The 15633-nt window shown below is 59.7% G+C and carries 11 protein-coding genes; 4 read left to right on the top strand and 7 right to left on the bottom strand.

What is annotated here, in order from left to right; genetic code table 11:
- Nucleotides 1-29: 29 nt before the first annotated feature.
- Entirely contained in the window at nt 30-1253 is a 1224-nt protein-coding gene (locus tag KUV39_RS02885) for a multidrug effflux MFS transporter (protein ID WP_222458878.1), read from the top strand.
- 92 nt (nt 1254-1345) lie between these two features.
- Here KUV39_RS02885 and mfd read toward each other — a convergent pair whose 3' ends face one another.
- Nucleotides 1346-4807 carry a transcription-repair coupling factor gene (mfd, locus tag KUV39_RS02880; RefSeq protein WP_222458877.1) on the bottom strand — a complete coding sequence of 1154 codons (3462 nt, stop codon included), beginning with the start codon at nt 4805-4807 and terminating at the stop codon, nt 1346-1348.
- A gap of 75 nt (nt 4808-4882) precedes the next feature.
- Entirely contained in the window at nt 4883-5407 is a 525-nt protein-coding gene (locus KUV39_RS02875) for a hypothetical protein (RefSeq protein WP_008560230.1), read from the bottom strand.
- A gap of 197 nt (nt 5408-5604) precedes the next feature.
- Here KUV39_RS02875 and hemB point away from each other — a divergent pair, with 197 nt between their 5' ends.
- Both hemB and KUV39_RS02865 read left to right on the top strand, forming a co-directional pair.
- Nucleotides 5605-6603 carry a porphobilinogen synthase gene (gene hemB, locus KUV39_RS02870; RefSeq protein WP_046210227.1) on the top strand — a complete coding sequence of 333 codons (999 nt, stop codon included), beginning with the start codon at nt 5605-5607 and terminating at the stop codon, nt 6601-6603.
- 171 nt (nt 6604-6774) lie between these two features.
- Entirely contained in the window at nt 6775-7350 is a 576-nt protein-coding gene (locus tag KUV39_RS02865) for a lipid-binding SYLF domain-containing protein (protein WP_037302401.1), read from the top strand.
- An 88-nt stretch (nt 7351-7438) separates the two neighbouring features.
- Here KUV39_RS02865 and KUV39_RS02860 read toward each other — a convergent pair whose 3' ends face one another.
- On the bottom strand, nt 7439-8341 hold the full coding sequence (locus KUV39_RS02860) for an NAD(P)-dependent oxidoreductase (protein WP_336512806.1): 903 nt from the start codon (nt 8339-8341) through the stop codon (nt 7439-7441).
- 108 nt (nt 8342-8449) lie between these two features.
- Between KUV39_RS02860 and KUV39_RS02855 the strand changes: the two genes are divergently transcribed.
- Nucleotides 8450-10927: a penicillin acylase family protein gene (locus KUV39_RS02855; RefSeq protein ID WP_222458875.1), complete on the top strand. Its 2478-nt coding sequence runs from the start codon at nt 8450-8452 to the stop codon at nt 10925-10927.
- Nucleotides 10928-11015: 88 nt separating this feature from the next.
- Here the strand turns inward: KUV39_RS02855 and hflX are convergent, their stop codons facing one another.
- From hflX to trkA, 4 genes are all read right to left on the bottom strand, one after another.
- Entirely contained in the window at nt 11016-12287 is a 1272-nt protein-coding gene (hflX, locus tag KUV39_RS02850; RefSeq protein ID WP_008560146.1) for a GTPase HflX, read from the bottom strand.
- On the bottom strand, nt 12287-12526 hold the full coding sequence (gene hfq / locus KUV39_RS02845; protein WP_008204623.1) for an RNA chaperone Hfq: 240 nt from the start codon (nt 12524-12526) through the stop codon (nt 12287-12289). Before hfq ends, hflX begins: the two co-directional genes overlap by 1 nt.
- 128 nt (nt 12527-12654) lie before the next feature.
- Nucleotides 12655-14205, bottom strand: coding sequence for a TrkH family potassium uptake protein (locus KUV39_RS02840; RefSeq protein WP_222458874.1), 1551 nt, complete (start codon nt 14203-14205; stop codon nt 12655-12657).
- Nucleotides 14206-15624 carry a Trk system potassium transporter TrkA gene (gene trkA, locus KUV39_RS02835; protein WP_336512801.1) on the bottom strand — a complete coding sequence of 473 codons (1419 nt, stop codon included), beginning with the start codon at nt 15622-15624 and terminating at the stop codon, nt 14206-14208.
- Between the last annotated feature and the right edge of the window lie 9 nt (nt 15625-15633).

Here is a 15633-nt window from a genome sequence, read left to right as displayed (position 1 = left end):
GTCTCCTGAAGTGTCGCGAAAGGTTTCAAATGACAGAGAATACAAAACACGCCATGTCCAAGGCGGAGTTCATTGCATTGATCGCGATGATGTTCGCAACGGTCGCATTTTCGATCGACGCCATGCTGCCTGCTCTGCCGGAAATCGGCCAGACCCTGAGCCCCGACAACGTCAACCGGGCGCAGTTGGTCATTGCCGCTTTTGCCCTTGGGATGGGGATTGGTACATTTTTCACAGGCCCGCTGTCCGACGCGTTTGGCCGAAAGAACGTGATTTTTGCCGCAGCCCTTCTTTACATCGGAGCAGCCGTCACTGCCTGGGAAAGTTCGTCGGTTGAAATGCTGCTGCTGAGCCGCGTCGTCATGGGCCTTGGAGCCGCGGGACCACGGGTGGTGGCGCTGGCCATTGTGCGCGATCTCTATTCGGGCCGGGAAATGGCCAAGATGATGTCCATTGCGATGATGATCTTTACCCTTGTCCCGGCAATCGCGCCGATGCTTGGCGCCGGTATCATCTTTCTGACCAGCTGGCGCGCGATCTTCCTCGCTTTCGCGCTTTTTGCGCTGATCATTATTCTGTGGATGGGCCTGCGCCTGCCTGAACCGCTCGCAGTTGAAAGCCGCCGGCCTTTCCGCCTGCCGCAGCTGATGGCGGCTCTGGTTGAGATGATCCAACATCCGACAGTACGGCTGTCGATGCTGGTCCAGTGCCTGTGTCTGGCAATGCTGTTTTGCATGATCACGCTGGTACAGCCGATCTATGATGTCGTCTTTGATCGCGCCGAGAGCTTTCCGTTCTGGTTTGGCTTCATTGCGTTGATGTCGGGCACTGGCAGCCTGATCAATGCCTCTGTCGTCGTCCGCCTTGGCATGCGGCGGATGGTGACCTGGGCGCTGTCTGGCCAGATCGGGCTGTCTGCTCTGATGTTGCTGCTAGAGAGCCTGCATCTGCCCAATGATACGATGTTCGGTCTGTTTGTTGCCTGGCAGACCAGCGTCTTCTTCATGGCTGGCCTTACATTGGGCAACCTCAACGCCATGGCGATGGAACCAATGGGACATATCGCAGGCATGGCCGCATCGATTGTTGGTGGTGTCTCTACCATCTTTGCTGCGGCCGCCGCCGCGACCGTTGGTCTGCTGTTCGACGGATCCATTGCGCCGCTCACCGGTGCCATCCTGCTGATGGTCGCATTGGCCTTTCTGATCATGCTGCACATGGCGCGGGTCGAAATGCGCCATCCGGCCGAGTAACGCAGCCACGTCCCCGCAAAAAACCAAAGCCCCGCCATATGTTGGCGGGGCTTTTTCATGTCGGGTTAGTCAACGCGTCTGGAGCCCGAACGTCAGCTGCTTTTGGCTTTGCTGCGCTTCTTTTCCGCGACAACCTTCTCAGCAAGATCCCGTGCGATTGCAAAGGCCCCTTTGATCTTGTCGCTGTCCTTTTTCCAATCACGCCGCACAACGATTTTGTTGTCCTTCACCTTGGCCAACCCATCCTGGGCCTGAATGAACTCCACCAGCCCCTGAGGCGAGGCAAATTTGTCGTTGTGGAACTGTATGGTTGCACCTTTGGGGCCACCGTCCAGCTTGGCAATGCCCGCGCGTTTGCACATCGCCTTGATCCGCACGACGAGCATCAGGGTGTTGACCTCCTTGGGGAGCGGGCCAAAGCGGTCGATCAACTCGGCAGCAAAGCCTTCCAGCTCCACCTTTGTGCTGAGATCCGACAGGCGCCGGTACAAGCCAAGACGCACATCCAGATCCGGCACGTAGTCTTCGGGGATCAGAACAGGCACCCCCAGGTTGATCTGCGGCGCCCATTGATCGTCCGCCGCGCTAAGCCCTTCCAGCTCGCCGGATTTGATCTTGGCAATCGCCTCCTCCAGCATGGATTGATAGAGCTCATAGCCGACATCGCGCATCTGCCCGGACTGTTCCTCTCCCAACAGGTTGCCCGCCCCACGAATGTCGAGATCCTGCGACGCAAGCGAGAAACCTGCCCCCAACGTATCAAGCGACCCCAGAACCCGCAGACGCTTTTCTGCGCCGGGGGTCAGACGCACGCGCGGTTTGGTTGTGAGATAGGCATAGGCTCGCGTTTTGGAGCGCCCCACCCGGCCCCGGATCTGATAGAGCTGCGCGAGGCCAAACATATCGGCCCGGTGCACAACCATCGTGTTGGCCGTTGGGATATCCAGCCCGGATTCCACAATCGTGGTGGCAAGCAGAACGTCGTATTTTCCGTCGTAGAACGCATTCATGCGCTCATCCAGATCGCCCGCAGCAAGCTGACCGTGGGCCACAACATAGCTGAGTTCCGGCAGTTGCTCCTGCAGGAAGGCTTCGATCTCTGGCAGGTCCGTGATCCGGGGAACGACATAAAAGCTCTGCCCGCCCCGGTAATGTTCACGCAGGAGCGCCTCCCGGATCGTCACCGCATCAAATTCGCTCACATAGGTTCGGATCGCCAGCCGGTCGACAGGCGGCGTGCCGATGATCGACAGATCGCGCACCCCCGTCAGGCTGAGCTGCAGCGTGCGCGGGATCGGGGTGGCTGTCAGCGTCAGCACATGAATGTCGCTGCGCATCTGTTTCAGCCGTTCCTTATGCGCCACGCCAAAGTGCTGTTCTTCATCAATGATCAGCAGGCCAAGGTTCTGAAACTTGACGGTCTTGGCCAACAACGCATGGGTGCCGACCACGATGTCCACCGTCCCCTTGGCAAGGCCCTCGCGGGTCTTTGCCGCCTCCTTTGCTGTAACAAAGCGGGACAACTGCCTGACTTCCAAAGGAAACCCGCGAAAGCGCTGCGCAAAACCAGCAGCATGCTGGCGGGCCAACAACGTGGTCGGTGCCACAACTGCAACCTGAACCCCCGACATTGCCGCAACAAAAGCTGCGCGCATGGCAACCTCTGTCTTGCCAAAGCCCACGTCGCCACAGATCAGACGATCCATCGGCATGCCGGAGTTCAGATCCGCCATCACCTCGCCAATCGCGCGCAGCTGATCGTCGGTTTCCTGATAGGGAAAGCGGGCCGAGAACTCTTCCCACGCATGTGGCGGCGGGTCCATCATCGGCGCCTTGCGCAGGGCCCGTTCAGCGGCCACCCGGATCAGCCGGTCTGCCATCTCGCGGATGCGCTCTTTCAGCTTGGCCTTCTTGGCCTGCCACGCGCCGCCACCGAGCCGATCCAAGAGACCTTCATCATGGCCGTATTTCGACAGCAGTTCGATGTTCTCAACCGGCAGGTACAGCTTGGCCTGTTCGGCGTATTCCAGGAGAATGCATTCATGCGCCGCCCCGGCGGCAGTCACCACCTCCAGCCCCTTGTAACGGCCGATCCCGTGGTCGACATGCACCACAAGATCGCCGGGCGACAACGACTGCGTTTCAGTCAAAAAATTCTCGGCCTTGCGGCGCTTCTTCGGGGCGCGGATCAGGCGATCCCCCAGCACGTCCTGTTCTGAAATCACGGTAAGTTCGTCAGTCTCAAACCCGTGTTCCAGCGCCCAGACAGCGAGGTGCAGACCGGATTTCCCGATCCGCGTGCCATCACGGATTGCGATAACCTCCGCCAGCCCCTCATCCTCGATCAGCCCGGTCAGACGTTCCCTCGCACCTTCGGAATAAGAGGCAACAACCACAGGGCCAACCTGCATCCGCGCCTTAATATGATCTGCCAGCGTTTTGAAAAGGCTTACATTTTCCAACTGCCGCTCGGGCGAAAAATTGCGCCCGATCCGTCCGCCTGCGTCAATCACCCCCGGTCCAGTGGCCTGGGGCAGCGGATGGAACTGGATCACCCTGTGGCTTGCGACCGCCGCCTCCCATGCGGGATCATCAAGATACAAAAGCCCCGGCGGCACCGGTTTATAGACCGTATCCATCCGCCCCTTCTGGGCCATCGCGATCTTGCGCGTCTCATATTGGTCAGTGATGCTGTCCCAACGCGCCAGACGGGCGGGCGTCACCTGGTCGTCCAGCGTGACCGTTGCGCCCGGCAGATAGTCAAACAGGGTTTCCAGCTCTTCGTGGAAGAACGGCAACCAATGCTCCAACCCCTGATATTTCCGCCCGGCCGAGACAGCTTCGTAAAGCGGGTCATCGGTTCCGGCAGCGCCAAATTCAATTCGGTAGTTCTGGCGAAACCGGGTAATCGCCGCCTCGTCAAGGATCACCTCGGACACCGGCGCCAGCTCGATCAGGTCCAGCTTCTCGGTGGTGCGCTGCGTGGCGGGATCAAACCGGCGCGCGCCATCCAGGACATCCCCAAAAAGATCAAGCCGAACGGGACCAGCTTGCCCCGGAGGGAAGATATCAATAATGCCGCCCCGAACTGCGAAATCGCCGGGTTCCATGACAGTTGGGCTCTTGGTGAAACCCATACGTGTCAGATAGTCACGCAACGCTCCTTCATCAATCCGATGATCCACCTGTGCAGTGAACGCCGCGTCGCGCAACACCTGCCGGGCGGGCACGCGCTGGGTGGCGGCATTAAGCGTGGTCAACAGTACAAACTGACCCGGCATTTGATGCACCAAGGCTGCAAGCGTCGCCATCCGCGCCGCCGCGATATCCGCATTGGGCGAAACGCGATCATACGGCAGACAATCCCAACCGGGGAAGGAAATCACCGGCATGTCGGGCGCAAAAAACGCCAGCGCCGCACGCATCGCCTCCATCCGCTTGTCGTCTCGCGCCACATGGACCACCGGCCCGCCGGATTTAGCGAGTTCTTTCAGGATCAGCTTGGCATCAAACCCTTCCGGGGCGCCGCCTGCAATGATCGCCTGTTGCGCCATGCTACGTCTCTCTCTCTTCCGGTTCAGGGCAGGACGCCCCATCATGCAATATGGATGAGCCCAGCTCTCTGCCGATCAGCCAAGAAAGCCAATCTGCAGGTTCTGATACATGCCCCAAAGGGCTGTCACGAAAATCGCCAGCATCCCGACCAACTGGACAAACAGCCGGGTCAGGCTCAGCTGCCGTGCGAGTGCCTCACCTTCCAGCCCATCGCGATTGATGCGACGGGCAGCGGCCCAGTTAATTAGCCCGACAAAAGCCATCGGAAAGGCCAAAAGAAACACAGCCTGAGCAAATTCCACGCTGTAGACAAACCCCAACATGCCCAGCATCGCCAGCACGAAACAGCTGACACCCAGCACCCAATGCCCAGACATTTCAGTGATATACATCATTCTGTTCACGTTGACGCGCACGATCGCCTCAAGATCATCCATCGCCTGTCCACCCTGCTTGCGCGAGCGGTAAACCATGTCGAATGGCACCCCCAGGATCCAATGGCTGGCCGACGACCATACGACAGCAAGCGCGATCCAGTACCACAGATTGGAAAAGGACCGCATATCGATCAGCTCGGTCAAGGTGTGAAACAGATCCAAAGCATGGCCCTTCTGTTGTGCTGTCGGTGGCCCCTATATCCACTGCAAAGCCTGTCGGCACAAGGGGTTGGGCCATGCAACGAAGCTCTCGTCTGGCGTGGCGCGGCGAATGTGCCACTTGTGATGCCGGGCGTTCCGTGTCACGCAGGGGAAAATACGCCTGCGGACGCAGGCAGATCCGCAGACACGAGGACGAAATGAAGCCCACCGTTGCCGCCTTTCCCGCTGCCCGCCCGCGCCGCCTGCGCGCGACGCCTGCCCTTCGCAATCTGGTGCGGGAGAACACGCTGACAACGGATGATCTGATCTGGCCGGTTTTCGTACGCGACGGCGACGGCATCGAAGAGCCGATCCCCTCCATGCCCGGTGTGACCCGCCGCAGCATCGACAAGATCAAGGAGGCCGCGCAAGAGGCTCAGGCGCTTGGCATTCCCGCAATCTGCCTGTTTCCCTACACCGATCCTGCGCTCAAGACCGAAGACTGTGCCGAGGCATGGAGCCCCGACAATCTGGTCAACCGGGCGATCCGCGCCATCAAATCCGTCGCGCCCGATATCGCGGTCATGACCGATGTCGCCCTGGATCCCTACAATATCAACGGCCATGACGGGTATGTCGTGGATGGCGAAATCGTCAATGACGAAACCGTCGAAGCTCTGGTCAAGATGACCCTCGCGCAGGCCGATGCTGGCGCCGATATCATCGGCCCCTCTGACATGATGGATGGCCGTATTGGCGCCATGCGCCGCGCCCTTGAAACAGCGGGCCACCGCAACGTCACCATCCTGTCTTATGCCGCCAAATATGCCTCGGCCTATTACGGTCCGTTCCGCGATGCGGTTGGGGCATCTGGTGCGCTGAAAGGGGACAAGAAGACCTATCAAATGGACCCCGGCAATACGGACGAGGCCCTGCGGATGATCGAACGCGACCTTAGCGAGGGCGCCGATATGGTCATGATCAAGCCGGGTATTGCCTATCTCGACATTTGTCAGCGGGTCAAATCCACCTTTGGCGCTCCGACCTTTGCCTATCAGGTGTCTGGCGAATACGCGATGATCGAGGCCGCCGCCCAGAACGGGTGGATTGACGGCGAGCGGATCATGCTTGAGAGCCTGATGGCCTTCAAACGCGCAGGCTGTGACGGCATCCTGACCTACTATGCGCCCGCCGCTGCGCGGCTGCTGAACGGCTGACGACGTCAAGAAATCACGTTAAATTGCAGGCAGGAAGCCGCTGATCTCTCTTGGGAGATAGATGACAGGCGGCAGCTTTCCGCGTATACATTGGCGCAGAGTCAGGCAACTGGCCGGTTTCAATAACGTGAACGGCCCACAGGGGCCCGCCCAGACAAACAGGCAACCACGATGAGCAGCTCTTTTTCTTCCCGTATGACACGGCGCGGTTTCGCGCTTGGTGCGCTTGCCGGTGCTGGCGTTACCGCCGCATGTGGCAACGGCATCGGCAATTCCAACGCGTCCAAGATCGACGCCCGGGTCGACGCCACCCTGAGCCAGATGTACAGCCAATACCCAGGTGCCGTCACCTTGGCCGAAAAATCCACTGGTATGTTGATCATGCCGCTCGTGACAGAAGCAGGCTTTTTCGTCGGTGGTGCCTTTGGGCGCGGGGCGCTGCGCATTGATGGCGTGACCGTGGATTATTATTCCACCGTAAAGGGCAACGCGGGTCTGCAAATCGGCGCCCAGCAATACGCCCATGTCCTGTTCTTCATGACCCAGGACGCGCTGTCGAACTTCCGCCGCTCCTCTGGCTGGGCGGCTGGTGCGGATCTGGAATATGTTCTGCGCGACGAAGGCAATTCGCTGGCAGCAGACACCAATACGCTGAACGCGCCGATCCTGGCGGCGGTTTTTGCTCAGGCTGGCCTGCGCCTCGGTGCGACGCTGGAGGGAACCAAATACACCCGTATCATTCCCTGATCGCTGTTGCAGCGTTTGAAATTGAAATGGCCTTTCCATCGGGAAAGGCCATTTTCGTTAGCGTGTCGCAGTGCGGGCCAGATACCTTTTAATCCAGCGCTTTCAGACGCTTATAAAGGCTAGAGGTGTCCCAGCGACCACCGCCCAGTTTCTGAACGTCCTTATAGAACTGATCCACTAGCGCCGTGACCGGCAGGCTGGCCCCGGTTTCATCGGCAGCGTCCAGACAGATCCCAAGATCCTTGCGCATCCAGTCCACTGCAAAGCCGTGCTCGAAATGATCGTCCAGCATGGTCTCGTGGCGGTTCACCATCTGCCAGCTTCCTGCAGCGCCCTGGCTGATGACCTCAACCACCGCGCGCCCGTCCAGACCCGCCTTGTCCGCGAAATGCAGCGCCTCACTCAGGCCCTGAACCAGCCCCGCAATGGCAATCTGGTTGCACATCTTGGTCATCTGCCCCGCACCGCTGTCGCCAATCCGACGACAGATCCGGGCATAGGCATCAATGATGGGTTCTGCCTTGTCATAGGCCACCTGATCGCCACCACACATGACGGACAGCACCCCGTTCTCGGCACCAGCCTGCCCGCCTGAAATCGGCGCATCGACAAAAGAAAGCCCCGCCTCTGCGGCTGCGGAAAACAGCTCGCGCGTCACCTTGGCAGACACTGTCGTGTGGTCGACAAAAACCGCCCCCTCCGACATCGCGCCAAATGCACCGGTCTCTCCAAGACAGACGCTGCGCAAGTCGTCATCATTGCCAACGCAGGCCATGACAAAATCAGCGCCTTTCGCCGCCTCTGCCGGGGTTGCGCCCAAGGTGCCGCCGTGTTCCTTGACCCAAGCCTCCGCCTTGGCGGTGGTCCGGTTATAGACAGTGACCTCATGGCCTGCCTTCACCAGATGTCCTGCCATCGGGTATCCCATGACACCCAAACCCAAGAATGCAACCTTTGCCATCTGCTTTTCCCCTGATGCGTCTTGTCCTATGTTGGCGTCACCCTAACAGCCGGGCGCTGCGGCGCAATCTGCACGGGCAAAAAAATATGCGCCGCAATCAGGCAAATAACATCAAATTCCTGAGGAACTGCACCACCGATGCAACTGCTCTTTCGCTGGCTTCTCCGCTTCGCCGCTGGCCTGATTCTGCTATCTGTTCTGGGGCTTGGCCTGATCTATTTCCTGGCCGCTCAATCCTTGCCCGATTATGACAAGGAAATCACCCTGCCCGGGCTGCTCGCCCCGGTCGAGATCGTGCGCGACAACGCCAATGTGCCACATATCTTTGGCAGCTATGGCGCCAGCGACGAAGACGTCTATTTCGGGCTGGGCTATGCCCATGCGCAGGATCGGTTGTGGCAGATGACCGTCCTGCGGCGCACCGCCAAGGGGCGGCTTTCTGAAATCTTCGGCAGCCGCACTGTTCCTGTCGACACGCTGGTGCGCAGGCTCGACATCTATCGCCTCGCCCAGCAATCGGTTTCGGCCCAGACACCCGAAGCGATGACCGCGTTGCAGGCCTATTCGGCCGGGGTCAACGCGCGGCTTCAGGAGATCAACGACGACGCGCTGGGTCGCGGCGCGCCAGAGATGTTCCTGTTCAACGTCCCGATGGCGCCGTGGCAGCCGGCAGACAGCATTGCATTGATGAAGCTCATGGCACTGAAGCTGTCCGGCCATATGCAGGAGGAGATCCTGCGCGCCCGCGTCTCGCTCGCCCTTCCTGATCCAGAGCGGCTGCGCGATATCCTCCCCGATGCCCCGGGCAAGGGCATTGCCGCCCTGCCCGAATACGCCGCCCTCTTTCCCAGCCTCAATCGCCACGCGGCTGCGACCGCGCTCTTTCCCGATCTGCCGCTGATGCCCGTTGCGCCGCGTGGTCAGGCGGGCGCCTCAAACGCTTGGGCCGCAGCCCCCAATCGGTCCGCCGCTGGCGGGACGCTCCTTGCCAATGATCCCCATCTGGAGCTCACGGCTCCGGGCATCTGGTATCTGGCCCGCCTCGAACTTGGCACCGGCGGGATCATCGGCGCGACAATTCCCGGTATCCCCGCGGTCCTGACGGGGCGCTCTGATCTGATGGGCTGGGGGGTGACCTCTTCCTATATGGACGATCAGGATCTGTTCATCGAACAGCTAAACCCGGAAAACCCCGAAGAATATCTGACCCCGGATGGCTACAAACGGTTTGAAACCCGCCCCTCGATCATCAACATCAAGGACGAAACACCCGTCACGCTGACCCTGCGATGGACTGACAACGGACCTGTCCTGCCGCGCTCGCTCTTTAACCTTGGCAGCATCACACCGCCGGGCCATGTCATCAGCCTTGGCTGGACCGGCCTCAGCCCGCAAGACACGTCTGTCAGCGCAGCACTTGCGCTGATGCGCGCGAACTCCGTCGAGGAAGCCATTGAAATTGGGGAAGGTTTCATCGCTCCGTCGCAAAACATCACGCTTGCGGACCGCAACAGTATCGCGCTGAAAACCGTCGGAGCCATCCCGGCCCGTGACGCCCGCCACCAAAGCCAGGGCCGCCTTCCCAGTCAGGGCTGGCGCGCCGAAAATCGCTGGCTGGGCCGCGCGCCATACGCGGCGAACCCTGAATTTGTCGAACCGGTTGGCGGCATTCTGGGCAATACCAACAACAAGCTGCTGGACCGCCCGTTCCCCAATCACGTCTCGTTTGAATGGGGCGACACCCAGCGGATCAACAGATGGCAGCGGTTGATGCAGGATCGTCAGGTTCACACCCGCGACAGTTTCATTGAAGCCCAGCTCGACACCGTCTCCTACACGGCGCGCACCCTGTTGCCGCTGATTGGTGCAGATCTGTGGTTCACGGGAGAGGCCGCCGCCGAGGGGACCCGCGAGCGTCAACGCCAGATCGCACTGTCCCTGTTGTCTGAATGGAACGGCGAGATGAACGAGCACCTGCCGGAGCCGCTCATCTATGCGGCCTGGGTCCGAGCTTTGCAAAAACGCCTGATCACCGACGATCTCGGCCCCTTGGAAGCAGAGTTCAAGCACGTCGACCCGCTGTTCCTTGAACGCGTTTATCGCAATGTCCAGGGTGCCGCCGAATGGTGCGACGTCCGCCAGAGCGCCCCGCGTGAGACCTGCACCGACATTGCCCGCCTTGCGCTGGATGATGCGCTGATCTGGATCGAAGAAACCTATGGAACAGCCTTGGAATCCCTGCGGTGGGGGGATGCCCACCAAGCCACCCAGAACCATGAGGTCCTGGGCGAAGTGCCGTTCCTGCGGGTCTTTTTGAACATCACGCAGTCCACCAGCGGTGGCGACAACACGCTCCAGCGTGGCCGCACATCTGGAGAGGCTCCCACCCCCTTCCACAATGTCCACGCTGCGGGCTATCGCGGCGTTTATGATTTTGCCGATCCGGACAGTTCGGTCTTTATCCTGTCAACCGGACAGTCCGGTCATTTCCTGTCTCGCCACTACGATGACATGTCGCAACTGTGGCGTCGGGGCGAGTATATTCCAATGTCTCTGGATGAAGATCTGGCACGTGCTGCCGCCGTTGGCATCACCAGATTGCTGCCAGTGAATTAAGTATCACGCGTAACAGTCTGATAAAAAATCAAAACCCCCGCCGACCCATTTGTCAGCGGGGGTTTTTCAAGGGTTTTGCGGCCCGTTGTCAGAGCCCGGCAAACCGTTTCTTTTGCGTCTCTGTCCACAAAACGGTCAGTTCAAAACCGGTTTCGGTCTGCACTTCCTTTTGCACGACATCCTGTTCAAACAGCCATGCCCGCTGTTTGCCTTGCGCAAATGTCAGGGTGATATCATCTTCATGGCGAACTGATCGCAGCTTTTCCGCGATGTCTGCAAGAAGACGGGGCAGCCCCTCTCCGCTGATTGCCGAGATCGCATGAATGCCGTCTTCGCGCTCGGCTCTCTGACGTCTGGCTTCTGCTTCGTCCTCGCTCAGGAGATCCAGCTTGTTCCAGACCTCGATCCGCGCACGGCTGTCATCGACCCCAAGGGACGTCAGGATCGCCTCAACATCATCCGCCTGGTTCTGGCTTTCCTCGTGGCTGATGTCGCGCACATGGACGACCACATCCGCGGCCAGAACTTCTTCCAGCGTGGCGCGGAACGCAGCGACCAGCTCGGTCGGCAGGTCAGAAATGAACCCAACAGTGTCCGACAGGATGATCTCCGGTCCGTCCGGCAGTTCAACCCGGCGCATGGTCGGGTCAAGCGTGGCAAACAGCATGTCCTTCGCCATCACCTCAGCGCCCGTAAGCCTGTTAAACAGCGTCGATTTGCCTGCGTTGGTATAGCCGACAAGCGCAACAATCGGATACGGCACCTTGGCGCGGGCAGCCCGGTGCAGCGTCCGTGTCTTGACCACCTTGTCCAGCTGACGGCGCAGGCGTACCAGCTGTTCATCAATGGCGCGACGGTCCGCTTCGATCTGGGTTTCACCGGGACCGCCGACAAACCCCAAACCGCCCCGCTGGCGTTCAAGGTGGGTCCAGGCCCGAACCAGACGGGTGCGTTGGTAACTCAGCGCGGCCATCTCCACCTGCAGCACACCCTCACGGGTGCGCGCCCGGTCCGAGAAGATCTCAAGGATCAGCCCGGTCCGGTCGAGGATCTTGACTTTCCACGCCTTTTCCAGATTTCGCTGCTGAACCGGGGATACCGGTCCATCAATCAGGACCAGCTCAACCTCATTGGCTTTGAACTGGTCCCGCAATTCTTCAATCTTGCCCGAGCCAAACAGCATCCCCGCGTGTGCCTTGGGCAGGCGCACGACGTCAGAGCCGATCACTTCGATATCGGGCAAGGCTTTTGCAAGTGCCACGCCTTCTTCGAGGGCGGACACGGCATCGCGACGATCGCGATCAGATTTGATATCAGGATGCACCACCCAGGCACGGGTGGGCGTCCGGTCATGCTCCATCAAGAGGCGTCTTCACCTTCATAGAGGCTGATCGGCTGGGCGGGCATGATTGTCGAAATGGCGTGCTTATAAACCAATTGCGATTGCCCGTCCCGACGCAGCAGGACACAGAAATTGTCAAACCATGTGATCACGCCCTGCAGCTTAACGCCGTTGATCAGGAAAATTGTGACCGGAACCTTGGTTTTACGAACGTGGTTCAGGAAGGCATCCTGAAGATTCTGTCTGTCCGAAGCCATTATTGTTATCTCGCCTTTTTTCTTGCTGCGCTGCGGACCAGCGCGTCGTGTCAAAATACTATGAACGCAGAAATGGGGACTTTCCACCGGAAAATCACGCGCGCTCAACCCACGTTAACCACGAACTCCTAGCTACGCCAGAGGTTTGGTGTCATCAGCGCGATGATTGCGAGGGTTTCAAGGCGCCCCAAGACCATCGCAAAACAAAGGATTAATTTTGCAGCAGCTGTCAGTTCAATCAGGTTGATCGGCGCGGTGCCTGCGATTTCTGTCAGCGGCCCGGTGGTCGACAGCGTTGCAATGGTCAGAATCATCGCCTGCTCGAAATCTGCACCCACCGCCGCCAGAGCGATACTGATGACCGCAAGCGACACCGCAAACAGCATGAAAAACACCCAGGCCACAAAGGCACCGCCCTTTTGCAGGCGCCGGTTTCCCCGCCCCTCGTTGCTGACAGAGGACGGATGAACCAACCGCTCCATTTCCCGCAGACCATTGAGATATAGGGCATAAACCCGCAGCAGCTTGACCCCGCCAGCGGTCGTTGCGACGCCTCCGCCGATCACGGACAACCCCAATAGGATCATGCCGGGTGTATTGAGCCCGGACCACTGGCGCGCGGTTTCCCAATCAGCGCTCTCAAACCCGGTGGTCGACAGGAAAGACAACACCGTAAAGGTCGCCCCCCAAAGGGATCGCAGCGCCTGCTCCAGCTCATTGGTGTTTGTCGACACTTCAAACGTCGCGATCCAGTGACGCAGGAACAACAGCAGCGGCACGCCACAGACGATCAGCAGACCGATCCGGAACTCCGGGTCGCGATCAAGACGGCTGTGACCACTTGTCACGGTGTCCGAGGAAAATGTCAGACGCGACAGGGCGAAGAACATGAACAAAAACATGACCATCTCGCCGCCCAGCCCGCTGGAGCCGTTCTCGACCCCACCAACCGCTGAAATGCCGGACGTTGCCATCACCGACATCGCATGGCTCAGAGCAGACAGCGCGCCCTCTCCCGTCACGATCAGAAGGATCCACAAAACCAGCGTCAAACCCGCATAAAGCGGCGCAAGCGTTTGGGTCACAACAACAAGTTTACGCCGCGGATCGGCCCGTTGCATATGCAGCGGTGTGGCTGTCCCCCGCCCCGGTTCGCCCTTGGCCGTGACCTCAAACCCACCCAGCGAGAGCGGGGCCAAAATGGCCGAGGCTGCGACCCACATCAAAAGCCCGCCAAGCCAGCCAACCAGAGCGCGCCACAGATGCACGCTCGGCGGGAGGCGGCCAGGATCAGAAAACACATCAAGCCCGGTGGTGGTAATGGCGCCAACCATATCGACATAGGCGTTCAGATAGGTGGTGTTGCCGATCGCCTCGTAAACCGGAACGGCAAGAAAGGCCGGCAAAACCGCAAAGCTCGCCAAGAGCGATGTCAGCTGGCCGGGCATAGAATAGCGCGGGACGCGGTTGCCCATCGACAGGCCCACAAGAACCACAACCATGATCCCGATAATGCCCGCGTAAAAGAAACTGCGCGATGTCTTGTGATCGTCCAGGATCAGCCCGTGCAGGGCCGACACCCACATCGCCAGCGAGGCGACGCCAAGGATCAGCAGAAACAGCGGCAACCGCAGGATGCCGCGGTCCTTTGATTTCTGCAGATGTCGGGGCCGGGCCATTTAGAAGAAATCGATCGAGACCTGCATCAGGCGCTCGACCTCTGGCACGTCGTCGGCCATCGCAAACAGGGCAATCACATCGCCCTCGTCAATCCGCATTCCCCCCGTCGGGCGCATGACCTCACCATTTTTGCTGACGGCCCCAACCAGAACCCCTTCGGGAAAGTCGATATCGCGGATCATCTGCCCCGCCATGGGCGAGGTCGACATGACCTCGGCCTCGATCACCTCTGCCTCGGCGTCGCCGATGGAGTAAACCTGCCGCACGCGACCATAGCGGATATGGCGCAGGATTGAGCTCACGGTGGTGGCACGCGGGTTGATATAGGCGTCAATCCCAAGCGGCGCCATCAACGGCACCAGCGTAGGGTCGTTGATCAGCGCAATGGCAAAGGGGCACCCTTCGGCCTTGGCGCGCACCGCGGCAAGCATATTGACCTTGTCGTCATCCGTCACCGCCAGCATCGCATCCGCCCGGTCGATCCCCGCCTCGATCATGAGACTGCGGTCAAGACCGTCGCCGTTCAGAACAATCGTACGCTCCAGCGTTTCGGCGGCTTTCTCGGCACATGTGCGGTTGCGTTCGATCATCTTGGCGCGCACGCGGCCGGTCCGGGCCTCTAGCGCCTTGGCAACCTCCAGCCCGACGTTACCGCCACCGACAATCACCATCCGATCCTGTTTTTTCTGTTGCTTGCCAAATACTTCGATGGTGCGGCTCACGTCATCGACATGGGCGAACACATAGGCGCTGTCGCCCACAAACAACTGGTCTCCCGGCTCTGGCGCAAACAGCGTCCCATCGCGGCGGATCCCGACCACGATGGCGCGCAGCGTGGAAAACAGATCCGTCAACTGGCGCAGCGGAGTGTTCACCACCGGGCAGTCCTCGTCGATGTGCACACCAAGAAGCTGGGCCTTGCCCTCCATGAACATCTCAGTGTCAAACGCCGCAGGGGCAGACAGGCGCTGCATTGCCGCGGCAGCGACTTCACGTTCCGGGCTGATCACCACATCAATCGGCAGGTGATCGCGGCGATACAGATCAGAGTAAATCGCCTCCAGATAGCTTTTTGAGCGAAGGCGCGCGATCTTGCGCTGGATCGAAAACACCGAATGGGCCATCTGGCAGATGACCATGTTGACCTCATCCGAATGGGTCGCCGCGATGATCATGTCAGCATCACGGGCACCTGCGCGTGTCAGCACATCGGGATAAGAGGCAAAGCCAGCAATCCCTTGAACATCAAGGGTATCTGTTGCACGCCGCACCAGTTCGGGGTTGTTGTCGACAACGGTGACATCGTTGTGCTCTCCCGACAGATGGCGGGCAATCTGCCAGCCAACCTGGCCTGCGCCACAGATAATAACCTTCATGTGCCTGTCCCCTGGTGCGCCACATAGGGCGCCAAAGCCCAAAACTGCCTG

The sequence above is a fragment of the Phaeobacter italicus genome (assembly GCF_019801785.1).
Taxonomy (GTDB): Bacteria; Pseudomonadota; Alphaproteobacteria; order Rhodobacterales; family Rhodobacteraceae; genus Phaeobacter; species Phaeobacter italicus.
Note: the sequence above shows the minus strand (reverse complement) of the source record. Positions and strands in the feature narration are given on the sequence as shown.

Bases quoted from the DNA above. Each gene is read 5' to 3' on its own strand.
- hfq (WP_008204623.1), bottom strand. From the start codon at position 12,526: ATGGCTTCGGACAGACAGAATCTTCAGGATGCCTTCCTGAACCACGTT.
- KUV39_RS02885 (WP_222458878.1), top strand. From the start codon at position 30: ATGACAGAGAATACAAAACACGCCATGTCCAAGGCGGAGTTCATTGCA.
- KUV39_RS02840 (WP_222458874.1), bottom strand. From the start codon at position 14,205: ATGGCCCGGCCCCGACATCTGCAGAAATCAAAGGACCGCGGCATCCTG.
- mfd (WP_222458877.1), bottom strand. From the start codon at position 4,807: ATGGCGCAACAGGCGATCATTGCAGGCGGCGCCCCGGAAGGGTTTGAT.
- KUV39_RS02865 (WP_037302401.1), top strand. From the start codon at position 6,775: ATGAGCAGCTCTTTTTCTTCCCGTATGACACGGCGCGGTTTCGCGCTT.
- hflX (WP_008560146.1), bottom strand. From the start codon at position 12,287: ATGGAGCATGACCGGACGCCCACCCGTGCCTGGGTGGTGCATCCTGAT.
- KUV39_RS02855 (WP_222458875.1), top strand. From the start codon at position 8,450: ATGCAACTGCTCTTTCGCTGGCTTCTCCGCTTCGCCGCTGGCCTGATT.
- hemB (WP_046210227.1), top strand. From the start codon at position 5,605: ATGAAGCCCACCGTTGCCGCCTTTCCCGCTGCCCGCCCGCGCCGCCTG.